14 protein-coding genes and 3 pseudogenes are annotated in these 22884 nt (G+C 73.0%); 11 read left to right on the top strand and 6 right to left on the bottom strand.

Annotated features, from left to right (window positions below; genetic code table 11):
• Window positions 1-150: pseudogene (locus ACIGXJ_RS28405) on the top strand (IS481 family transposase); the annotation flags it as partial.
• Here ACIGXJ_RS28405 and ACIGXJ_RS28410 read toward each other — a convergent pair.
• Window positions 147-947: a polysaccharide deacetylase family protein gene (locus tag ACIGXJ_RS28410; protein WP_399651027.1), complete on the bottom strand. Its 801-nt coding sequence runs from the start codon at window positions 945-947 to the stop codon at window positions 147-149. The pseudogene ACIGXJ_RS28405 and the gene ACIGXJ_RS28410 sit on opposite strands and share 4 nt — an antisense overlap.
• Window positions 948-1009: 62 nt before the next feature.
• On the opposite strand from ACIGXJ_RS28410, the pseudogene ACIGXJ_RS28415 reads away from it, so the two are divergent.
• Both ACIGXJ_RS28415 and ACIGXJ_RS28420 read left to right on the top strand, forming a co-directional pair.
• A pseudogene (locus tag ACIGXJ_RS28415) lies at window positions 1010-1226 on the top strand (LysR family transcriptional regulator); the annotation flags it as partial.
• Between the two features lie 203 nt (window positions 1227-1429).
• Window positions 1430-2200: an SDR family oxidoreductase gene (locus ACIGXJ_RS28420; protein WP_399651031.1), complete on the top strand. Its 771-nt coding sequence runs from the start codon at window positions 1430-1432 to the stop codon at window positions 2198-2200.
• 49 nt (window positions 2201-2249) lie between these two features.
• Here the strand turns inward: ACIGXJ_RS28420 and ACIGXJ_RS28425 are convergent.
• A pseudogene (locus tag ACIGXJ_RS28425) lies at window positions 2250-3403 on the bottom strand (magnesium and cobalt transport protein CorA).
• A 113-nt stretch (window positions 3404-3516) separates the two neighbouring features.
• Between ACIGXJ_RS28425 and ACIGXJ_RS28430 the strand changes: the two are divergent.
• Window positions 3517-4623 (top strand): winged helix DNA-binding domain-containing protein, encoded by a 1107-nt coding sequence (locus ACIGXJ_RS28430; protein WP_399651032.1) that lies wholly within the window; start codon window positions 3517-3519, stop codon window positions 4621-4623.
• 92 nt (window positions 4624-4715) lie between these two features.
• Here ACIGXJ_RS28430 and ACIGXJ_RS28435 read toward each other — a convergent pair whose 3' ends face one another.
• The 3 genes from ACIGXJ_RS28435 to ACIGXJ_RS28445 form a co-directional block, all read right to left on the bottom strand.
• The gene (locus tag ACIGXJ_RS28435) at window positions 4716-5507 is read right to left on the bottom strand and encodes a S1 family peptidase (protein ID WP_399651034.1); all 792 of its coding nucleotides are present in this window, start codon (window positions 5505-5507) and stop codon (window positions 4716-4718) included.
• Between the two features lie 254 nt (window positions 5508-5761).
• Window positions 5762-8575, bottom strand: coding sequence for an AAA family ATPase (locus tag ACIGXJ_RS28440; protein ID WP_399651036.1), 2814 nt, complete (start codon window positions 8573-8575; stop codon window positions 5762-5764).
• 838 nt (window positions 8576-9413) lie between these two features.
• Complete coding sequence (locus ACIGXJ_RS28445; protein ID WP_399651039.1) at window positions 9414-10268, bottom strand: LuxR C-terminal-related transcriptional regulator; 855 nt, start codon at window positions 10266-10268, stop codon at window positions 9414-9416.
• Window positions 10269-10601: 333 nt separating this feature from the next.
• On the opposite strand from ACIGXJ_RS28445, the gene ACIGXJ_RS28450 reads away from it, so the two are divergent.
• The 4 genes from ACIGXJ_RS28450 (at window position 10602) to ACIGXJ_RS28465 (ending at window position 15530) form a co-directional block, all read left to right on the top strand.
• Window positions 10602-12272, top strand: coding sequence for an AMP-binding protein (locus ACIGXJ_RS28450; RefSeq protein ID WP_399651042.1), 1671 nt, complete (start codon window positions 10602-10604; stop codon window positions 12270-12272).
• A gap of 35 nt (window positions 12273-12307) precedes the next feature.
• On the top strand, window positions 12308-13891 hold the full coding sequence (locus ACIGXJ_RS28455) for an AMP-binding protein (RefSeq protein WP_399651947.1): 1584 nt from the start codon (window positions 12308-12310) through the stop codon (window positions 13889-13891).
• Window positions 13892-13955: 64 nt separating this feature from the next.
• The gene (locus ACIGXJ_RS28460; RefSeq protein WP_399651045.1) at window positions 13956-14981 is read left to right on the top strand and encodes a LacI family DNA-binding transcriptional regulator; all 1026 of its coding nucleotides are present in this window, start codon (window positions 13956-13958) and stop codon (window positions 14979-14981) included.
• Window positions 14982-15065: 84 nt separating this feature from the next.
• The gene (locus ACIGXJ_RS28465) at window positions 15066-15530 is read left to right on the top strand and encodes an ester cyclase (protein ID WP_399651049.1); all 465 of its coding nucleotides are present in this window, start codon (window positions 15066-15068) and stop codon (window positions 15528-15530) included.
• A 309-nt stretch (window positions 15531-15839) separates the two neighbouring features.
• Here ACIGXJ_RS28465 and ACIGXJ_RS28470 read toward each other — a convergent pair whose 3' ends face one another.
• Entirely contained in the window at window positions 15840-16436 is a 597-nt protein-coding gene (locus tag ACIGXJ_RS28470) for a putative immunity protein (RefSeq protein ID WP_399651052.1), read from the bottom strand.
• Window positions 16437-16611: 175 nt separating this feature from the next.
• Between ACIGXJ_RS28470 and ACIGXJ_RS28475 the strand changes: the two genes are divergently transcribed.
• The 3 genes from ACIGXJ_RS28475 (at window position 16612) to ACIGXJ_RS28485 (ending at window position 22856) form a co-directional block, all read left to right on the top strand.
• Window positions 16612-19110: a glycoside hydrolase family 9 protein gene (locus ACIGXJ_RS28475; RefSeq protein ID WP_399651055.1), complete on the top strand. Its 2499-nt coding sequence runs from the start codon at window positions 16612-16614 to the stop codon at window positions 19108-19110.
• A 272-nt stretch (window positions 19111-19382) separates the two neighbouring features.
• Entirely contained in the window at window positions 19383-20522 is a 1140-nt protein-coding gene (locus ACIGXJ_RS28480) for a cellulose binding domain-containing protein (RefSeq protein WP_399651058.1), read from the top strand.
• Window positions 20523-20627: 105 nt separating this feature from the next.
• A complete protein-coding gene (locus tag ACIGXJ_RS28485; protein WP_399651060.1) occupies window positions 20628-22856 on the top strand; it encodes a glycoside hydrolase family 3 N-terminal domain-containing protein in 2229 nt (742 codons plus the stop codon).
• Window positions 22857-22884: the final 28 nt, after the last annotated feature.

Here is a 22884-nt window from a genome sequence, read left to right on the forward strand (position 1 = left end):
GCCTACCTGCGGCCCTACACCTCGAACACCGAGCGGACAGCGGCCCTGGCAGACTTCCTCCACACCTACAACCACCACCGCTGCCACACCGCACTGGCCGGACACCCGCCCATCAGCCGCGTCAACAACGCTGCGGGTCAATACACCTAGCGGTACACCGCCCCAGGCTCGGCCCTGCCGGGGGCCAGGAGCTGCGGGACGGTCACGAAGACATAGCCGCGCTCCTTGAGCGCCTCGATGATGCCGGGCACGGCCGGCACGGTCCCGTCGTAGATGTCGTGCAGCAGGATGATGCCGTCGCGGGACGCCTGGTCGAGGACACGCTGCTCGATGAGCGCCGAGTCGTTCGTCCTGTAGTCCTTGGCGGTCACGGACCACAGCACCTCCGAGAGGCCCAGCTCCCGGCAGATCTCGTGCACGGTGTCGTCGGTGCGGCCCTGCGGCGGACGCATCAGGGTGGGGGTGCGCCCGGTCAGGCGCCGTATCTCCTCGTTGGGGCGCCGCAGTTCCTCGCGTATCTCGTCGGGCCGCAGCTCGGTGAGGATCTTGTGGTCCCAGGTGTGGCTGGCGACCTCGTGCCCCTCGGCGGCCATCCGCCGCACCAGCTCGGGATAGGTGTCGATGTGCCCCTCGCCCAGCAGGAAGAAGGTCGCCGGGACCCGCTCCCTCTTGAGGATGTCCAGCAGCCGCGGGGAGTTCTCGCTGGGCCCGGCGTCGAAGGTCAGCGCGATGCACTTGGCCCTGCGGCAGTCCACGGCCCCGAAGCGCGCGGGGGCGCCCGCGGCGGCCTCGGTGCGCACGGTGCTCGGCGCGGTCGTCTCCAGGCGGGTGCACCCCGTCAGCGCGAGTGCCGCGCAGGCGGCCACCGCGCCGATCGCGGCGGCACGGAACCCGGCCCCCGTTGTCGTCGTCTTCCGGGTCGGAAGCTTCTTGGTCAGAGAAGGCATGAGGGGACTATACACGGCAGGTATATTCGCAGTGTATAGTGGTCTGACCTGCGGTTTCTCACCATGACATGGACAACTGGCGCACCGCCGTCGCCGGTCGGGCGCCGCGTCGGCATGACCGCCGAGTCGGCCGCGCACCAGTACCGCCGCCCGGGCGTGGTCCACCGGCCGGTCCGGGACGCCGAACCGGTCGCCGTGCGGCTCGCCCGGTGGCGCGACGACCCGCACCCAGCGACCCGCGCGGCCGTCGAACTCCTCACCAAGCTGTACCGGAGCTGATCACCCGCGGATTTCCGTCGTCTCCGTCCCCGGCCCGGGGGGTGACCAAGGGCCCGGATCCGGGTCCCGCCCCTTGGCCCACGGGCTGTGGGAGCGGTCCCACGGGCGACCTCACAAAGTAGCCGGACCGTCCTTGTCGTCACCTCCGGGGCGTGTCCTAATCGGCATTCCGGCGCCGAGGACCCCGAGAGGAACGGCAAGCGATGACCACTGAGCGGACGAGGCCACTGGCCGGCAAGAACGCGATCGTGACCGGCGGGTCCCGGGGGATCGGCCGGGCCATCGTGCGGCGACTGGCCGCCGAAGGGGCGGCGGTGGTGTTCAGCTACGGCCGCGACGAGGAGTCCGCGCGGCAGACCGTCGCCGAGGTCACGGCCGAGGGAGGGACGGTGTGGGCCGAGCGGATCGAACTGACCGACCTCGACCAGGTCGAGGCGCTCTTCCTCGCCGCCGACAAGCACTTCGACGGACGGCTCGACATCCTTGTCAACAACGCGGGCACCTTCCGGCGGACGCCGATCGGCGAGACCGTCGAGGAGGACTTCGACCGGCAGATGGCCGTCAACGCCAAAGCGCCGTTCTTCGCCATCCAGCACGCCGCGGGACGCATGACCGACGGCGGACGCATCGTCAACGTCTCCACGGTCACCACTCGCTGGCCCCGGCTGCAGGAAGCCGTGTACGCCGCGAGCAAGGCCGCCCTCGAACAGTTCGCCTGGATCGCCACCCGTGAGCTCGGCGGCCGCGGCATCACCGTCAACGTCGTCTCGCCCGGCCCCACCGACAGCGGCGAGAAGGGCATGCTGCGCTCGGCCACCACGGACGAGGTCCGCGCGGAGGTCGCCAGGCAGACCCCGCTGGGCGCCCTCGGCAGCACCGCCGACATCGCGGGCATGGTCGCCTTCCTGGTCGGACCCGACGGCGGCTGGGTCACGGGGCAGAACATCCGCGTGGACGGCGGCCTCGTCTGGTGACCCGGCGCTCACGCGGCACCTCGCCGGGTTTACCCGCGCCGGGCGGGCGCTACAGCCAGTCGCGCCGCTTGAAGATCACGTACAGGCTGACGCAGACCACCGCCATCAGCAGGACCGCGAAGGGGTAGCCGGCGGCCCAGTGCAGCTCCGGCATGTGGTCGAAGTTCATCCCGTAGATCGTGCCGACCAGGGGGGGGCGAAGAGGATCGCGGCCCAGGCGGAGATCTTCTTGAGCTCCTCGTTCTGCTCGAAGCCCGCCTCCGCCAACGCCCGCATCTCCGCGTTCTGCTGCTGCGTCACCAGCGTCGCGTTGACCGTCAGGATCTCCGTCAGCGCCTGGCGGAAGCCGTCGACGCGCTCGCTGGTGTGCGTGACGTGGTCGGCGACGTCACGGAGGTAGCGCTGGAGTTCGTCGTCCGTGCCGTACTTGGAGAAGCCGGCCATCAGACCGTGCAGCATGCCGACCAGGGGGCGGGTGGCGCGCTGGAACTCGACCATCTCGCGGGAGAGTTCGTAGATACGGCGGGAGACCTCCGGGTCGCCGCGGAACACCTCCGTCTCGATCTCGTCGACGTCGTTCTGGACGCCCGCGACGACCGGCGCGTAACCGTCGACGACCGCGTCCAGGATGGCGTACAGCACCGCCTCCGGGCCCAGCCTCAGCAGATCCGGCGTCGCCTCCATACGGCGGCGCACCGCCGACAGGTCCGGGGCCGCCCCGTGCCGGACCGTGATCACGAAGTCGGCGCCCACGAAGACGTGCAGCTCGGCGAAGTCGATCTCCTCCGGTGCGTCCAGATAGCGGGTGGCGCGCAGGACGACGAACAGGGTGTCGCCGTAGCGCTCCAGCTTGGGCCGCTGATGCGCCTCCAGCGCGTCCTCCACCGCCAGCGGATGCAGATCGAACTCGGCGGCGATCGACAGCAGTTCGGCCTCCGTCGGACGGGCCAGACCGATCCACGCCATGCCCTCCGGCTGCTCCCTGAGCTCACGGAAGGCCTCCGCCAGCGTGCCGGGGGAGGAGACCCGCACCCCGTCCCGGTACAGCGCCGCCTCGGCCACACTGCCGATCTCGACCGGTTCCGCGGCGGGGGCCACCGGCGCCTGCGGCCGCGCTGCGGGCGCCCTCTGCGAAGGCGGCGTGCGGCGCCAGACCCTCCTCCCCGGGCCCTTGGCGGCGGGACGGACGCGTCGCTCTGCCATCGCGGTGCCTCTCGGGTCGTACGCACGGGTTGATCAGCGGGCAGGATATCCCCGGCCGGCAACGGCGGCCGTAGAGGACAGAAGTCGTCCGCAAGTCCCGCTAGCGTGCCCGTATGACCAGGACGAGCTCCGCCCACGCCCCCGTGCTCGGGCCCCGCGCCCTCAACCGCGCCACCCTCGAACGGCAGTTGCTGCTGCGCCGTGCGCCGCTGTCCGCGAAGGCCGCGGTGGAGCACCTCGTCGGCCTCCAGGCGCAGGAGGTCAGGCCGCCGTACGTCGCGCTCGCCGCGCGGCTCGACGGCTTCGCGCCCGGGGAGCTGTCCGGACTGCTGGAGCGCCGGGAGGCCGTGCGGATCGTGACCATGCGCTCCACCATCCATCTGCACACGGCCGACGACAGCCTCACCCTGCGGCCGCTGGTGCAGTCCGCGCGGGACCGGGAGATCGGCTACTTCCGCAAGGGGCTCGTCGGCGTCGACCTGGAACGGCTCGCCGCGATCGCCCGGGAGTCCGTCGAGGAGACACCGCGCACCATGAAGCAGCTGCGCGAGGTCCTCGGCGAGGAGTGGCCGGACGCCGACCCGCAGTCGCTCGCCGTCGCCGCCCGCTGCGGCCTCCCGCTCGTACAGGTCACCCCGCGCGGGCTGTGGGGCCGAAGCGGCCAGGTCGCCCTCACCACCGTCGAGCACTGGCTTGGCCGCCCCGCCGAACCCGCCGCGTCCCCCGACGCCACCGTCCTGCGCTATCTTGCCGCCTTCGGCCCGGCCTCGGTGAAGGACTTCCAGACCTGGGCGGGGCTGACCCGGACGCGCCCCGTCTTCGAACGGCTCCGCCCGGGGCTGCTGACCTTCCGCGACGAGAACGGCGTCGAGCTGTTCGACCTGCCCGACGCCCCGCGCCCCGACCCGGACACCCCGGCACCGCCGCGCTTCCTGCCCGAGTTCGACAACCTGCTGCTCTCCCACGCCGACCGCACCCGCGTCGTCCCGCCCGCGAACAAGGGCCGCACCTGGCAGGCGAACACCTTCTACTGCCCGCTCCTCGTCGACGGCTTCCTCGCCGGGGTGTGGCGGATCATCGACGACGCCCTCGTCGTCGAGCCCTTCACCCCCCTCACCGGAGCCCGGCGGGACGAGGTCGAACGGGAGGGGCGGCGGATGCTCGACACACTGTACGAAGGGACGTCGTACGACCTGAGGTTCGGGACCGTCGTGCGGTGAGCGGACATGGATAGGGGGCGTTGCGGGCCGCTCGTGGAGGCCCGCAACGCCCCCTGGTCACTCACCTGAGGGATACTCAGGAGTCTTCTGGGTCACGAGGCGACCTGTGTGCTCACCAGGTCGGAGAAGGCCGTCAGCCGGGTGTAGACACCCGGGTGGCCGGCCCTCGCACAGCCCTCGCCCCAGGAAGTGATCCCTGCCAGGACGCCCCTGATGAGCAGGGGACCGCCGCTGTCGCCCTGGCAGGTGTCCACGCCGCCGGAGGAGTATCCGGCGCAGACCATCTCGCTCGCGACGTAGTCGGAGCCGTAGGCGCTGCCGCAGCCGCTGTCGGACACGACCGGGACGGTCGCGGTCCGCAGCCGGCTGGACGAGCCGCCGCTCTCCGAGGTCGTGCCCCAGCCGAGCACCCGGGCGGTGGTGCCGGCCGTGTACACGCCCGTCTGCGAGGAGGTCACGTACTTGGCGGTGGTGTAGGGCATCGACGTCGACAGCGTGAGGACGGCCACGTCCTCGCCGTCGGTGGCGTCGGTGTGGTTCGGGTGGACCCAGATCCTGCTGACCCGGGCGACCGTGCCGTTGGTGCCGTTGAGGTAGGTGCGTCCGCCGACCACGCGGACCGAGCCGGCGGTCTCGCCCGCCATGCAGTGCGCGGCGGTGACGACCTTGGTGGGGGAGACCAGCGTGCCGCCGCAGAACTGGTTCTGGTGGGCGTCGGTGATCTGCATCATGAACGGGTACGCGGACGTGGTGGTCGTGGTGCCGCCCACGATCGGGTTGGGGGCGGCGGAGGCGGAGGGGGCGCAGGTGAGGGCGGTGGCGGCGGCAGCGGCGCCGGCCGCGAGGACTACGGCGGATCGTCTTGCACGGGTGAACCCGAACATGAGTCTCCTCGGAGGTTGCCGGTGGGGGGTCGCGCGGGGTGGGGGGTTGCACGAAGGCCTCGGGACCGGCCTCCGTGTGCCCGGCGAGCGGCACGCCCTTACGCTAGACCTGGCCCCGCACCCTCCCAATGAGGGAACCCCCTAAGCGAGTTGGGGCAGGGAAAACCCTCGGTCGCGCGAGGTCGTCCCGGCTCGGGCGAGGCCGTACCAGGGCCGGGCCGTGCGACGGCGTCGAGCCGGGTGAGCCCAGGGGCTCACTTGGCGTGGCGGCCCGCGGCCAGCCGGACGATGTCGACCCGCGAGCGGATCCCGAGCTTGCGGTAGACGCGGGTCAGGGTCGCCTCGACCGTCTTGACGCTGATGAACAGCCGGCCGGCTATCTCCCGGTTGGTCGCGCCCTCCATGACCAGCGCCGCGACCTGACGCTCCATCGAGGCCAGCCCGGCCAGCGCGTCCACCTCGGCGGGCGCGGGCGCGGGTGCGGAGACCTCCACCGGGCTCGCCTGCGCGGCCGCCTCCACCTGCTTCAGCCAGGGCAGCGCACGGCATCTGCGGAACAGCCGCTCCGCCTCGTCGTACGACGTCGGGCCGGGCCGTCCGGTGCGCAGCCGGGCCAGCGCGAAGGCCGCCCGCGCCTCCTCCAGACCGAACCCGAGCTTGGCGAGCCGGTCCTGCACGGAGGTCAGCTGGGCGACGGCCGCCTCGCGTTCCCCGCGTGCGGCCCGCACCAGCGCCTCCGCCCGGTCCAGCACGGCGAGCACGCTCTCCCGGCCGAGCCGCAGCGCCTGCTCGCGGGTGACGTCGATCACCTCCTGGGCCTCGGCGGTCTCGCCGACGAGCACCAGCGCCTCGGCCAGGTTGCCCTGCCAGCGGCCGCGGGCCGGGTCGGTCACGCCGAGGCTCTCCTCCAGCTGCCGCACCCGGCGCAGCGAAGCGACCGCCCCGGGCGCGTCCTGGGTGACGAACTGGGCGTGTCCGAGCGCCCCGAGCGCCAGGGACAGGTACATCGGGTCGCCGTCCTCCTCGGCGTGCCCCACGGCCTCCCGGGCCAGCCCCAGGGCCAGCTCCGCGTCCCCGCCGGAGGCCTCCGCCAGCGAGGTGAACATCGCCGACGCGCCCTCACCCAGGCCGCAGTCCCGGGCCAGCCGGAGGCTCTCGCGGGCCAGGTCGAGCGCCCGGCCGCAGTTGCCCGAGCGCAGCTCCGTCTCCGCGAGCGAGCGCACGAAGTGCACCTCGCTCTCGACGTTGCCGCGCCTGCGTGCCTCGCGCAGCAGCGCGGTCACGGTGGCGCGGGCCTCGGCCAGCTGGTCGCTCATGATCAGCCAGCGGAAGCGGGCCGCACCGGCCCCGTTGTGATGACACGCCACCTGCGGGTCCTGAGGCTCGCGCAGGGCCCGCTTGATCGTCTGCGGGGCGTTCGGGTGGCCCATCAGGGTCTCGGTCTGCGCCTGGAAGGACAGCGCGAGCAGCTCGGTGCGCCGGTCGCCGGCCCGGGCGGCCAGCTCGGCGGCGTGCTCGGCCTCCTGGCGGGCCTCGGCGAAGTCGCCCACGACGACCAGGCCCCGCCAGGCCAGCTGGTAGTGCACCTGGGCGAGCAGCCGCGGGTCGTCGCCCGCGTCCGCGAGGGCCTGCGGGAACACGGCGTCGACGTCACCGAGCGCCTGGCCCGCCGCCTCGATCACCACCATCCAGGCCCGCACCCGGTCGCTGGAGGCGGTGGCCCGGGTCAGCACGTCCCGGGCGATGTCCCGGGCGAGGTCGACCTCGCCCGCCGTCAGCGCGTCCTCGGCGGCCTGGAGCCTGCGGGTGTCGGGGCTCGGGACCATGCCGGCCGGGGTGTGCCGGGCCGCGAGCAGCCCGAGGGAGGCCGCCACGGACGGCGCCCCGCGGTCCCGGGCCAGCGCGGCGGCCTCGCCGAGCCGGGCCGCGACCTCGGGGTCGGTGCCGGTCGTGGCCAGCGCCAGATGCCGGGCCCGCTCGATCGGGTCGAAGGCCGCCGTGGACAGCGCCGCGTGCGCCGCCCGCCGCGACTGCGCGGGCGCCTCCGCGTACAGAGCGGCCGAGATCAGCGGATGCGCGAACCGTACGGCGGGACCCTCCGGCTCCGTCGCCAGCAGCCCCAGCGCGGCCGCCTGCGCGGTCTCCGCCTCGGCGTTCTCCCGGCCGGCCGCGTGCAGCAGGGCCAGGGTGGGCCGGGCGCCCGCACTGGCCACCAGCAGGGTGGCGCGGGCCTCCTCCGACAGCATCTCCAGACGGCTCAGCACGAGCGCGCGCAGCGAGGTCGGCACCGGCAGCGGCTCGCCCGGCCGCGGCGGGGTGGCGCTCTCGGCGAGGGCGCGGCCCAGCTCCAGGGCGAACAGCGGGTTGCCGCCGCTGGTGCGGTGGATGTCCCGGACCGTGGAGCGGGGCAGCTCGTAGCCGCCCTGGTCGAGCAGCGCCGCCACCTGGGCGCGGGTGAGCGGGCCGAGCCGCAGCGCGAGCGTCTCCGGCGGGGTGGCCCGCAGCTGACGGTCGTACTCCTGTCCGTCCGTGCGTACGGCGCACAGGATCTGTACCGGGAAGTCGCCCAGGCGGCGCGCGGCGAAGCCGAGCAGCTCGGCGCTGGCGGAATCCAGCCACTGCAGGTCGTCGGCGACGACCAGGACGGGGCCCTCGGCTGCGAGCGCCCGCAGCACCGACAGCACGGCCAGGCGCAGCGCGAGGCCGTCGCGCTGGAGGCTGGACTCGCCGCGGCCGGTCAGCGCCGACTCCAGGGCGGTGCGCTGGGCGGCGGGCAGCTGGTCCGACACCTCGTGCAGCACCAGGCCGAGCAGGTCGGCCAGGGCCAGGAAGGGCAGGTGCGATTCCGACTCGGTGGCCGAGCAGCGCAGCACGGTCCGTGCGGTGCGGCCGTATTCCGCGGCCAATGCCCGCAGCACGGTCGACTTCCCGATTCCGGCGGGCCCGTGCAGCAGCACGCTGCCGCCCCGCCCGAGCTGCTCGCGCGCCGCGGCGAACAGCTCCTCCCTGCCGATGACCAGGTCGGGGCGGCATCGGGCAGGCTCCTGGAAGTCCCGTCGCACGGTCACCGCTCCCTCCGCGTGTCGTGGCCGTGCCAAATTCTAGGCAACGACTCATTGAATATCGGAGTGACGAGGTGGTGAGGGAAATAACAACTTGGGATCATACGGAAATTCGGGGCGCCGGCATATGAATGCGCGGCTGCCGTGGGGGCGGGTCCGTCGGCGGTTCGCCGGGGCACTCGGGCCGCGCCGGCCGCCTCGCGGACCGGGGCGCCGGCCGCACCTGTGACAACTGTCATGACGGCTCCGCCGCCGGCACCGACGGCTGGGCCGCCGCCTGGCGCAGCGCTCCTGCCCGGCGTGCCACCGTCTGGGGCAGCACCCCCGCCAGGCGCTCGGTCACCAACGGCATCGCCGCTCCCGTCCGGCGCCGCGCCGAGCACGGCAGCACCGCCGTCCGGCGGGCCGCCGTCCAGGGCAGGACCTCCACCCGGCGTCCCGCCGCCGGCTACGGCACCGCTCCCGTCCGGCGCCGCGCCGGCTACGGCAGCGCTCCCGTCCGGCGCTCGGCCAAGCATGGCCGCGCTGCGGTCCGGTGCTCCGCCAAGCGCGGCCGCTCTCCGGTCCGGTGCTCCGCCGTGCCAAGCGGCACTCCCGTCCGGCGCTTCCCCGAGCCCAGCCGCGCTGCGCTCCGGCGGCCCGCCGAGCGCGGCAGCACTCCCGTCCGGCGGCCCGCCGACTACAGCAGCGCTCCCGTCCGGCGGCCCGCCGAGCGCGGCAGCGCTCCCGACCGGCGGCCCGCCACGCACGGCCGCACTCCGGCCCGGCGCTTCGCCGAGCCCAGCCGCGCTGCGCTCCGGCGCCCTGCCGACTACGGCCGCACTGCCCTCCGGCGGCCCGCCCGCTACGGCAGCGCTCCTGTGCGGCGGGCTGTCGCCACTGCCTCGCCGCGGGTGCGGGCGCCCAGCTTGCGCATGGCCGAGCGGAGATAGCTCTTGACGGTCTCGGGGCGCAGGCCGAGCCGGTCGGCCGCGGTGGCGTTGGTGGCGCCCGCGGCCACCCAGGCGAGCACGTCCACCTCGCGCGGGGCGAGGTCCACGGTGACCGGGCCGTCCGGGTCCTCCGGGGTCAGCAGGCCGCACGCCCGGAGCAGCTCCTCCCGCAGCGCCGGGTCGGCGATCCGCGGGGCCAGCGCACGCAGCGCCGCGTGGGCCTCCCGCAGCCGCTCCCGGGCCGCCGTGGCATCGGTACGGGTGCCGGTGGCCGGGGCGGGCGCCGCGGCGAGCAGGTTCCGCGCCTCCTCCGCCGCCACCAGCGACTGCTCCACGTCCCGCGCCGCCTGCACCGCCGCGTGCAGGGTCCGGTCGCCCAGCGGCTGGGCCGTACGCAGCGCGCCGTACAGCACCCCGCGCACCCGGCGCCGTACGACGACCGGTACGGCCAGGACCGAGCGCAGCCCCTCCGTGGCGACCGGCACGTCGTACTCGTGGCTGATCTGCCGCGAAGAGGAGTAGTCCGTCACCGCGCACGGCCGCGACAGCGCGACCGCCTTGCCGCCCAGGCCGTTGCCGGAGGTCACCGCCAGCGAACGCAGCGCCGGCGTCGCCGTCCCGCTCAGCTCGCTGATCCGCACCCGCGGCCGGCCCGGCTCCACCAGCCCGCCGAACGCCACGGGCAGCCCCGTGGCCCGCCGCAGCCTCAGCAGCGCGGCCCGCAGGTCCGCACCCGCCGCTCCGTCCGTCCGCGTGTCCGCCGCCACCCGCTCGCCCTTCCCTGCCGTGCCCCGCGCACCTGCTCGCCCGTCTCGCCACACGCCCCGCCGCCCGCCTCTGCCGACCCGCGCGCTCGCCTCGCCCGCCCGGGTGCCCTGCCTCGTCGTCCCTCGCGGCCCGGCCGGCCGTCCGCTGCCCCTTCCCGCCGCCCTCCCCGCCGTGTCCCGGCAGGGTCCCGCCGCCGTCCCGCGTCCCGATCGCCGGACAGGCCACCCGCAACCTCGCGGCGCACACCCCCGTTCGGGGGTAGTGAGACCCGCATCACGGATTACACGATGACCGGGAGCCGCCCGGCAATGGTCCGGCACAGAGGAGGACAGATGACGACGGCCACCGAGGACTTCCGCGGAGCACGCGACTTCCTGCTGGAGCACCGCGAGGACTACGCACGCGCATACGAGGGCTTCACGTGGCCGCGCCCCGAACACTTCAACTGGGCCCTCGACTGGTTCGACCGGATCGCCGACGGCAACGACCGCACCGCCCTGCACATCGTCGAGGAGGACGGCACCGAGACCCTGCTGTCCTTCGCGGAGCTCTCCGACCGCTCCGACCGCGTCGCGAACTGGCTGCGCGGCCTCGGCGTACGGGCCGGCGACCGCATCCTCGTCATGCTCGGCAACCAGGCCGAGCTGTGGGAGACCGCCCTCGCCGCGATGAAGCTGCGCGCCGTCGTCATCCCCGCCACCCCGCTGCTCGGCCCCGCCGACCTGCGCGACCGGGTCGAGCGCGGACACGTCCGGCACGTGATCGCGCGCGACGGCGACACGGAGAAGTTCGCCGAGGTCCCCGGCGGCTACACGCGGATCGCGGTCGGCGGCACCGGAGGGGAGTGGCACGCCTACGAGGAGGCCTACGCCGCCCCCGCCGGCTTCACCCCCGACGGCCCCACCCGCGCCGACGACACCCTGATGCTGTACTTCACCTCGGGGACGACCGCCCGGCCCAAGCTGGTCGAGCACACCCACACCTCGTACCCGGTCGGCCACCTCGCCACCATGTACTGGATCGGCCTCCGGCCAGGCGACGTGCACCTCAACATCTCCTCGCCCGGCTGGGCCAAGCACGCCTGGTCCAACCTCTTCGCGCCGTGGAACGCCGAGGCGACCGTCTTCCTCTTCGACTACACCCGCTTCGACGCGGCCCGCCTGATGACCGAGATGGACCGGGTGGGCGTCACCACCTTCTGCGCGCCCCCGACCGTGTGGCGCATGCTCATCCAGGCCGACCTCGGCCGGCTCGCCACCCCGCCCCGCGAGGCCGTCGCCGCGGGCGAGCCCCTCAACCCCGAGGTCATCGAGCAGGTCCGGCGCGCCTGGGGCGTCACCGTCCGGGACGGCTTCGGCCAGACCGAGACCGCCGTCCAGGTCTCCAACAGCCCCGGCCAGCCCCTCAAGACCGGCTCCATGGGCCGCCCCAGCCCCGGCTTCCGCGTCGAACTGCTCGACCCCGTCACCGGCGCGCCCGGCGCCGCCGAGGGCGAGATCGCGCTCGACCTGTCCGTCCGCCCGGTCGGCCTGATGACCGGCTACCACGGCGACCCGGAGCGCACCGCCGAGGCCATGGCCGACGGCTACTACCGCACCGGCGACGTCGCCTCCCGCGACGAGGACGGCTATCTGACCTACGTCGGCCGCAGCGACGACGTCTTCAAGGCATCCGACTACAAGATCTCCCCCTTCGAGCTGGAGAGCGCCCTCCTGGAGCACCCGGCCGTCGCCGAGGCCGCCGTCGTGCCCGCGCCGGACGAGCTGCGCCTGGCGGTGCCGAAGGCGTACGTCGTCCTCGCCGAGGGCTGGGAGCCGGGCGCCGACACCGCGAAGGTGCTGTTCGAGCACTCCCGCGAGGTCCTCGCCCCCTACAAGCGCATCCGGCGCCTGGAGTTCGCGCCGCTGCCCAAGACCGTCTCCGGCAAGATCCGCCGCATCGAGCTGCGCGAGGCCACCGCGGCCGGATCGGACGCCGAGTACCGCGAGGAGGACTTCCGGTGAGCCCGTCGTACCCCGGCCGCCCCCAGGAGACGCCCGTGCTCTCGTACGCACACGGCGTCGGCGACACCCCGTTGCTCGGCGACACCATCGGCGCCGACCTCGACCGCACGGCCGCCGCCTGGCCCGACCGGGAGGCGCTCGTCGACGTGCCCTCCGGCCGGCGCTGGACCTACGCCGAGTTCGTGGCGGACGTCGACCGGCTGGCGTACGCGCTCCTCGCGAGCGGTGTCACCAAGGGCGACCGGGTGGGGATCTGGGCGGTCAACTGCCCCGAGTGGGTCCTCGTCCAGTACGCCACCGCCCGCATCGGCGCGATCATGGTCAACATCAATCCGGCCTACCGCACCCACGAGGTCGAGTACGTCCTGAAGCAGGCCGGGATCTCACTGCTCTTCGCGTCCCTCAGTCACAGGACGAGCGACTACCGCGCGATGGTGGAGCAGGTCCGGGGCAACTGCCCGCAGTTGCGGGAGGCCGTGTTCATCGGCGACCCGAGCTGGGACGCCCTCGCCGCCCGCGGCACCCCGGTGCCGTTCCCCGAGCTGTCCTGCGACGACCCGATCAACATCCAGTACACGTCCGGCACGACCGGCTTCCCCAAGGGCGCCACCCTCTCCCACCACAACATCCTCAACAACGGCTATTTCGTCGGCGAGTTGCTCTCCTACAGCGAGCAGGACCGGGTGTGCGTACCCGTCCCCTTCTACCACTGCTTCGGCATGGTGATGGGGAATCTGGCCGCCACCTCCCACGGCGCCTGCATCGTCGTCCCCGCCCCGTCCTTCGACCCGAGGGCCACGCTGGAGGCCGTCCAGCAGGAGCGGTGCACCTCCCTGTACGGCGTCCCGACCATGTTCATCGCGGAGTTGAACCTCCCCGACTTCGCCTCCTACGACCTGTCCTCCCTGCGCACCGGGATCATGGCCGGCTCGCCCTGCCCGGTGGAGGTGATGAAGCGGGTGGTCGCCGAGATGAACATGGCCGAGGTGTCCATCTGCTACGGCATGACCGAGACGTCGCCCGTCTCCACCCAGACCCGGCGCGACGACGACCTGGAACACCGCACGGGCACGGTCGGCCGGGTCCTGCCGCACATCGAGGTGAAGATCGTCGACCCGGCCACCGGGGTCACCCGACCGCGCGGCACGGAGGGCGAGTTGTGCACCCGCGGCTACAGCGTGATGCTCGGCTACTGGGACCAGCCCGACAAGACCGCCGAGGCCGTGGACGCCGGCCGCTGGATGCACACCGGTGACCTCGCGGTGATGCGCGAGGACGGCTACGTCGAGATCGTCGGCCGCATCAAGGACATGATCATCCGGGGCGGCGAGAACATCTACCCGCGCGAGATCGAGGAGTTCCTCTACGCCCATCCGAAGATCGCCGACGTCCAGGTGGTGGGCGTACCCGACGAGCGCTACGGCGAGGAGGTGCTGGCCTGCGTCATCCCGCGGGACCCGGCCGACCCGCCGGCCCTGGAGGAGCTGCGGGCGTTCTGCGACGGCCGGCTCGCGCACTACAAGATCCCCAGCCGCCTGCAGATCCTCGACACCTTCCCGATGACGGTGTCCGGAAAGGTGAGGAAGGTGGAGCTGCGGGAGCGCTACGGCGTCCGATAACCGCCGGAGCGTTCGATCACGCGCGGCGAGGCCCGTAAGATCGAACGCCCCTGGGGGGTGGAACATGGTCAGACGTCGGCCCGGTACGACACCCACGCTGGAGCAAGTGGCCGCCCTCGCCGGTGTCGGGCGAGGCACGGTCTCCCGCGTCATCAACAACAAGGCGGGCGTCAAGGACTCGACGCGCCGCGCCGTCGAGCGGGCCATCGCCGAGCTCGGCTATGTGCCCAACCTGGCGGCGCGTTCGCTGGCCGGGCGGCGCGCCGACGCCGTGGCGCTGGTCATCACGGAGCGGGACTGGCGGCAGTTCGGCGAGCCGTTCTTCTCGGAGACCGTGCGGTCCGTCGGCGACGCCCTGACCGACACCTCCGTACAGCTCCTGCTCACCCTGGTCCGCACGGACGCCGAACGGCAGCGGTTCGTCGAGTACGCGCGCGGCGGCCGGGTCGACGGCGTCCTGCTGATGTCCGTCCGCGCAGAGGACCGGCTCCCCGACCACCTCGCCGACGCCGGCATCCCCACCGTGCTGCTGGGCCGCCGCTCCGGCGAGGAGCAGATCACCTACGTCGACGCCGACAACGTGGGCGGCGCCCGCGAGGCCGTCACCCACCTGCTGCGCCAGGGCCGCCGTGCGATCGGGGCCATCGCCGGCCCCCTCGACATGTTCGTCGCCCAGTGCCGGCTGCGCGGCTACCGGCAGGCCCTAGCCGACGCCGGGATGCCCGAGGACGACTCCTGGGTCGTCGAGGGCGACTTCACCGAGGCCAGCGGCCGCCGTGCGATGACCGAACTCCTCGAACGCCACCCGCGGGTGGACGCCGTCTTCGCCGCCTCCGACACCATGGCCGCCGGCGCCCTCGCCGTCCTGCACGCCTCCGGCCGCCGGGTCCCCGACGACGTGGCCGTCATCGGCTTCGACGACTTCCAGCTCTCCGAGCACACCGAGCCCCGCCTGACCACCGTCCGCCAGCCCCTGGAGGACATCGGCCGCACGATGGTCCGCCTCCTGCTGGAGGAGATGGAACAGCCCCAGGTCGCCTGGCGGCACGTCATCCTCCGCACCCGGCTGGTGCTGCGCGACTCGGCGTGAGCCCGCGCGCGGATGTCACAGGGCGGCGCGCCGTGACGTCCTGAGGGATGTGGCCGGCGACCGGCCGTTCCCGAGGAGGCAGCCATGTCAGCAGTCCGTACCGAGTCCCACAAGGCGGCGTTCCTGCGCTTCCACGACGCCGTCACCGGCGGCGGTGCCCCGGACGTGATCGCCGGCGCCGTCGACGAACTCGCCGCCCCGGACCTGGTGTTCCACGCGCCCGTCCCGACCGGCCTGACCGGTACGCAGGCCCTCAAGCAGGTCTGGACGGTTCTCCTGCGGGCCTTCCCCGACATCCGGGTGACGATCGAGGACGTCGTCGCCGAGGGGGACAAGGTGGTCTTCCGCAACACCGTCACCGGCACGCACCTGGGCGAGTACCGCGGGCTCGCGCCGACCGGCCGGAAGGTCGAGTACGCCGAGATCTTCATCGTCCGCTTCACCCCCGACAGCCGCATCGCCGAGATCCGGGGCGTCGTCGACGTCCTCTCCCAACTCCGCCAACTGGGCCTCCTCAGCGATCCGTTCACGTCGACGGCACGAGCCTGACCGGCGGCCCCCGCCCCGGGCCACCGGCCGTCCTCCGGGTGGCGGGGTGGCCTGTCCGGGTTCGGGTGGTCGGGTCACCGGCCGTCATCCGGGCGGTCGGGTCACCGGCCGCGATTCGTACGGCCAGGCCGCCTGCCCGGGTTCGGGCGGTCGGGTCACCGGCCGTTCGTCAGGTGGCCGGGGCACCTGCCCGGGTTCGGGACGGCCAGGTCACCTGTCCAGGTTCGAACGGCCGCGTCACCTGTCCTGGTCCAGGCGGCCGGGGCCCGCCCCGGGCTACCAGCCGTGGTCCGACGGCCAGGCCGCCGGTCAGCCCCGTGAGCCCGGTTCGTCCGCCCCGAGAGGCAGCCCGGCCTCGGCACCCGGGAAGGTGAGGGCACGGAGGCCGGCGTCCAGCGCCCGGATCAGCTCGCCGACCCGCCCGCCCCCCGCGGGCGCCGCCGGAAAACGCCTGAGTACGTCGACGACGACCGGGGTCGCCCGGGGCACCACCCGCCGAAGGTGTGCGGCACCCGCATCCCGGTCGTCGCCTGCGGCGAGCTCGGCCGCCCGGGCCGCGTAGGCGCCGGCTCCGAGGATGTGCTTGACCTGGGTGGCCTTGGCCAGCGGGTGCAGATAGGCGGCACCGGCCGCGGACATCGCCGCCCACGCCGCCTCGCGCGCGGCGTCCGTGCCCGTACTCCGGGCCGCCTTGAGAGCCGCCGCCGCCGTGTCCCGCAGGGACTTCCCGCGCTCGCCGCCCCGGGCGAACTCCCAGGCGGCGTCCACGGCGTCCCGGGGCCGGCGGTCGTCAGGCCGGTCGGCCTCGAAGACGCCGAGCACCTCCTCCGCGCACGCCGCGGCGAACGCGGTGACCTCCCGAAGGTCCGTCTTCGTCAGAACGATCTCGCCCGCTTCATCCGTCATGGCCCCATCCTCGGCCACCGCCCCGGGCGCGGAGGAGACCGGGTCGGCCCGAGGCGAGACGGATCGGCCGAGGAGAAGGATCACCTCCTCCGCGCTCGACGGGCCCGGCATCCGAAGGGGGCATGGGTTTTCAGCCGTCTGGGACGTCTTGACACCGTGCGCCGCCGCTGGCTTCATGGCCAGCATATGGGAGCGCTCCCACGGCCTGGAGGCAGAAGCGCTCTCCGAGCACGGCACGAACGATCCATCCTCCCCGCACACCCGTACGGAAGGGAACGATCCGTTGCGCCCGCATCTCGTCAACCTCCGCAGACGGTCCAGGTCCTGGCCCGCCGCCCTCGCCGCGACCGTCACCGCGGGGCTGCTGCTCCCGCTCGCGTCCGCCGGGCCCTCCACCGCGGCGCCCGCCTTCGCCTACGGCGACGCCCTGCAGAAATCGCTGTTCTTCTACGAGGCCCAGCAGTCCGGGAAGCTGCCGGACTGGAACCGGGCCGGCTGGCGCGGCGACTCCGCGCTGAACGACGGCAAGGACGCCGGAGTCGACCTCACCGGCGGCTGGTACGACGCCGGTGACCACGTCAAGTTCGGCCTGCCGATGGCGTTCTCGGCGACCGTGCTGGCCTGGGGCGGCCTGGAGGAACGGGCCGCCTACACCGACGCCGGCCAGTGGACGCACCTGAAGAACAACCTCAGGTTCGTCAACGACTACTTCGTCAAGGCGCACCCGGCACCGAACGTGCTCTACGGGCAGGTCGGCAACGGCGGCAAGGACCACGCCTGGTGGGGCCCGGCCGAGGTGATGCCGATGGAGCGGCCCGCCTACAAGATCGACGCGTCCTGCCCCGGCTCGGACCTCGCGGGCCAGACCGCGGCGGCCATGGCGGCCTCCTCCATGGTGTTCGCCGACAGCGACGCCGCGTACGCCGACAAGCTCCTCACCCACGCCAAGCAGCTGTACAGCTTCGCCGACACCTACCGCGGCAAGTACAGCGACTGCATCAGCGACGCCCAGGGCTACTACAACTCCTGGAGCGGCTACCGCGACGAGCTGGTGTGGGGCGCGATCTGGCTGTACAAGGCCACCGGCGACCCCGCCTACCTCGCCAAGGCCGAGACCTACTACGACAACCTCTCCACCGAGCCGCAGACCTCCACCCGCTCCTACCGCTGGACCCTCTCCTGGGACGACAGCTCCTACGGCGCGTACGTCCTGCTCGCCCAGCTCACCGGGAAGCAGAAGTACATCGACGACACCAACCGCTGGCTGGACTGGTGGACGGTCGGCGTGAACGGCAGCCGCGTCCGCTACTCGCCCGGCGGACAGGCCGTCCTCGACAGCTGGGGCTCCCTGCGCTACGCCGCCAACACCGCCTTCGCCGCGCTCGTCTACGCGGACTGGCTGACCGGCGACCCCACCCGCAAGGCCCGCTACCACGACTTCGCGGTCCGGCAGATCGACTACGCCCTCGGCGACAACCCCCGGAAGTCCAGCTATGTCATCGGCTTCGGCAGCAACCCGCCGACCAAGCCGCACCACCGCACCGCGCACGGCTCCTGGACCGACCAGATCACCAGCCCCGCCGACAGCCGGCACATCCTCTACGGCGCCCTCGTCGGCGGCCCGAGCGCGGCCGACGACGCCTACACCGACGACCGCCAGAACTACGTCAACAACGAGGTCGCCACCGACTACAACGCGGCCTTCACCGGCGCCCTCGCCCGGCTGTACGCCGAGTACGGAGGGGCGCCCCAGGCCGGCTTCCCGAGGGCGGAGACCCCCGACGGGCCCGAGATGTCCGTGCAGGCGTCGGTCAACGCGTCCGGCACCAACTTCACCGAGATCAAGGCGTACTTGATCAACAGGTCGGCCTGGCCCGCCCGCGCGCTCACCGACAGCTCCCTGCGGTACTACTTCACCCTCGAACCCGGCGTCCAGCCTGGCCAGATCAGCGTCAGCACCAACTACAACCAGTGCGGCCCGGTCTCCGGCCCGACGCGTCACGCGGGGGACGTCTACTACGTCGGCGTCGACTGCTCGGCCACCGACATCGCGCCGGCCGGACAGTCCGCGTACCGCAAGGAGGTGCAGTTCAGGATCAGTTCGACGGGAGCCTGGAACCCCGGCAACGACTGGTCGTACCAGGGCATCGCCACCACCCCGGGCAGCACACCCGTGGACGCCCCGAACATCGTCCTGCTGGAGGGCGCGGACCGGCAGTGGGGCGCCCTGCCCGACGGCAGCACCCCGGCCCCGGACCCGACCCCCACGCCGACCCCCACTCCGACGCCGACCCCCACTCCGACACCGACCCCCACCCCCACGCCGACTCCCACCCCCACGCCGACTCCCACGCCCGCCGAGGGCTGCGCGGTCACCTACACCGTCGGGTCCTCCTGGAACGGCGGCTTCACCGCCGAGGTCCGGGTGCGCAACACCGGGACCACGGCCGTGAACGGGTGGCGGCTCGCCTTCTCCTTCAAGGGCGCCGAGAAGGTCACCAACGCCTGGAACGCCACCGTCACCCAGTCCGGCACCGAGGTCACGGCCTCCGACGCCGGCCACAACGCGACCCTCGCGGCGGGCGCGTCGACGAGCTTCGGCTTCCAGGCCGGCGGCACCTCGGCGGGAACTCCCGGCACCTTCACCCTGAACGGCCGCACCTGCACCAACTGACTCCGCATCACCGAAAGTTTCGGGAGCGCTCCCAACTCCCTTGGTGCACACATCAGTTGAGATCTTCGCTCATCCACCCCGGCTGACCTGCGGCTTCGAAATCGATTCGACGCAATCGCCTCCGCAGGGTTGTCAGGAACATGGGGCGACTCCTACAGTCGCCACCGAAACCGGTGGGATGGGAGCGCTCCCATCAGTGGGGAGATGGGAGCGCTCCCGCTAGCCCCATCCGCAGCACGGCCCTGTCGAACCCCCGCCAGAGAGGCCCCCGCATGCGATCGTCACCGCACCGCCTCCGCACCGTGCGCGCCCTGTTCGGCGCGTTGCTCACCGCCCTCGCCACCGTCGCCGCGCTCGTCACCGCCGGCGCGCCGGCCCAGGCCGACACGCTGATCTGCGAGCAGTACGGCTCGACCGTGATCCAGGGCCGCTACGTCGTCCAGAACAACCGCTGGGGCACCAGCGCCACCCAGTGCGTCACCGCCACCGACACCGGCTTCCGGCTCACCCAGGCCGACGGCTCGGTGCCGACCAACGGGGCCCCCAAGTCCTACCCGTCGGTCTTCAACGGCTGCCACTACACGAACTGTTCGCCCGGGACCAGCCTCCCCGCCCAGGTGAGCAGCATCTCCAGCGCCCCCAGCAGCATCTCGTACGGCTTCGTCTCGAACGCCGTCTACAACGCCTCGTACGACATCTGGCTCGACCCGACGCCGCGGACCGACGGAGTCAACCGGACCGAGATCATGATCTGGTTCAACCGGGTCGGCTCCATCCAGCCCATCGGCTCCCGGACCTCCACCGCCACCGTCGGCGGCCGCACCTGGGAGGTGTGGACCGGCAGCAACGGCTCCAACGACGTGATCTCCTTCGTCGCCCCGTCCGCGCTCGCGAGCTGGAGCTTCGACGTCATGGACTTCGTCGACGCGACCGTGGCGCGGGGGATGGCCCAGAACAACTGGTACCTGACGAGCGTTCAGGCCGGTTTCGAGCCGTGGCAGAACGGTGCCGGGCTCGCGGTGAACTCCTTCTCCTCGACCGTGAACACCGGCGGCACCGGCCCCGGCGACCCGGGCGACCCGGGCGACCCGGCGGGCGCCTGCCAGGTGGCGTACGACACCAACGTCTGGCAGGGCGGCTTCACCGCCAACGTGACGGTGAGGAACACCGGCTCGGCCGCGATCGACGGCTGGCGCCTCGGCTTCACCCTGCCGTCCGGGCAGCGGATCACCAGCTCCTGGAACGCGACCCTGACCGGCTCCTCCGGCGCCGTCACCGCGACCCCCGTCGCCCACAACGCCCGGATCCCGGCCGGCGGCACCCAGAGCTTCGGCTTCCAGGGCACCTACAGCGGCACCTTCGCCGAGCCGGCCGCCTTCACCCTGAACGGCACCGCCTGCTCCGTCGCCTGACCGGCGGCACACCGACCCGCTCCGGGCTCCGCCCTGCGCCGACCAGGGCGGACCCCGGAGCGCTCCAAGCCCCGCCCCTCCGGCCCGCACCCGGAAAGGCCCGCCATGAGCTCGCGTCCCACCCCCGTCCCCACCTCACGCTCCCCACGCCGTCCCGCACTCCTCGCCGCCCTGTGCGCCGCCGCCATCGCCGTGACGGGGCTGACCGCGGCCGCCTCGCCCGAGCCCGCCGTCGCGGCGGCCGCCGCCGTACTGCCGTACCAGGACCCGGCGTTGCCGGTGCCGCAGCGGGTCGAGGACCTGCTGGGCCGGATGACGCTCGACGACAAGCTCGGCCAGATGACCCAGGTCGAGAAGGACGCGCTGGTCCCGCAGTCCGACCTCGCCGCCTACCGCATCGGCTCGGTGCTCTCCGGCGGCGACTCCACGGTCAGCCCCAACAACGCCCAGACCTGGGCCGACACCTACGACTCCCTCCAGCGCAGCGCCCTGGCCACCCCGCTCGGCATCCCGGTGATCTACGGCATCGACGCGGTGCACGGACACAACGCGGTGCGCGGCGCCACGCTCTTCCCGCACAACATCGGCCTCGGTGCCACCCGGAACCCCGCCCTGGTGCAGCGCGTCGGGCGCGCGGTCGCCGAGGAGGTGGCCGGCACCGGCATCGACTGGTCGTTCGCGCCCTGTCTGTGCGTGGCCCGCAACGACCGCTGGGGCCGCACCTACGAGTCGTTCGGCGAGACCCCCGAACTGCCCACCGCCATGACCTCGTTCATCACCGGCATGCAGGGCGACACCCTGGGCGCCGACCCGGCGTCCGTGCTCACCACCGCCAAGCACTACCTCGGCGACGGCGGCACCACCGGCGGCGTCGACCAGGGCAACACCCAGATCTCCGAGGCCGAGCTGCGGGCGGTCCACCTGCCCCCGTTCAAGGAGGCGATCCGGCGCGGCGTGGGCTCGGTGATGCTGTCGTACAGCAGCTGGAACGGAGTGCGCAGCCACGCCAACAAGTACCTCGTCACCGATGTCCTCAAGGGCGAGCTGGGCTTCACGGGGTTCGTCGTGTCCGACTGGGCCGCCGTCGACCAGCTCGACGGCCAGACCGGCTTCACCGGCGCCGAGATCGCGACCGCCGTCAACGCCGGCGTCGACATGGTGATGGTCCCGCACGACTACAAGAAGTTCCTCACCCTGCTGCGCGGCGAGGTCTCCGCGGGCCGGGTCCCGCTCACCCGGATCGACGACGCCAACCGGCGCATCCTCACCAAGAAGTTCCAACTCCGCCTGTTCGAGCGGCCCTTGACCGACCGCTCGTACACCTCCACGGTCGGCTCGGCCGTCCACCGCGCCCTGGCCCGGCAGGCGGTGCGGGAATCGCAGGTGCTGCTGAAGAACGACGGCGGAGTGCTGCCGCTGCCGAAGACGGGCAAGCTGTTCGTCGCGGGGAAGTCCGCCGACGACATCGGCAACCAGAGCGGCGGCTGGACCGTCGGCTGGCAGGGCCGCAGCGGGGCCGTCACCGAGGGCACCACCGTCCTTCAGGGGATCCGCTCCGCCGTCGCCGACCCCTCCCGGGTCACGTACGACCGCTACGGCAACGGCATCGACGGCAGCTACACCGCGGCCGTGGCCGTCGTGGGGGAGACCCCGTACGCGGAGATGCGCGGCGACCGGCCCGGCAGCATGGGCCTGGACCAGGAGGACCTGGGCACGCTGGCCCGGCTGAAGGCGAGCGGTGTGCCCGTCGTGGTGGTGCTGGTCTCCGGCAGGCCGCTGGACATCGCCGCCCAACTGCCCGACTGGAAGGCCCTGCTGGCCGCCTGGCTGCCCGGCACGGAGGGCGCCGGAGTCGCCGACGTGCTGTTCGGAGACCACTCACCCGTCGGCCGGCTGCCCATGTCCTGGATGAGCAGCGCCGCCCAGCAGCCGGTCAACGACGGCGACGGCAAGACCCCGCTCTTCCGGTACGGGTACGGCCTGACCTACGACAGCGACCCGGGCCCCGACCCCGATCCGGACCCCGAGCCCACTCCCGCGAAGGCCTGCACGGCCACGTACAAGCTGGTCAACTCCTGGCCGGGCGGCCACCAGGCGGAGGTCACCGTCAAGAACACCGGCACCGTGCCGATCACCGGCTGGAGCGTCGACTGGGACCTGGGCGGCGCGACGATCAGCAGCCTCTGGAACGGCGTCCACACCGTCACCGACGGCCATGTCACCGTCCGCAACACCGCCTCCAACGGCTCCCTGGCCGTCTCCGCAGGCACCTCGTTCGGCTACACCGCCGGCGGCACCGCGGGCACCCCCGCCCCGCGCTGCACCCCGGCCTGAGCGACCGGCCCTCACCCGGCCCTCACCC

It is taken from the genome of Streptomyces sp. NPDC053367, assembly GCF_044545925.1.
Taxonomy (GTDB): Bacteria; Actinomycetota; Actinomycetes; order Streptomycetales; family Streptomycetaceae; genus Streptomyces.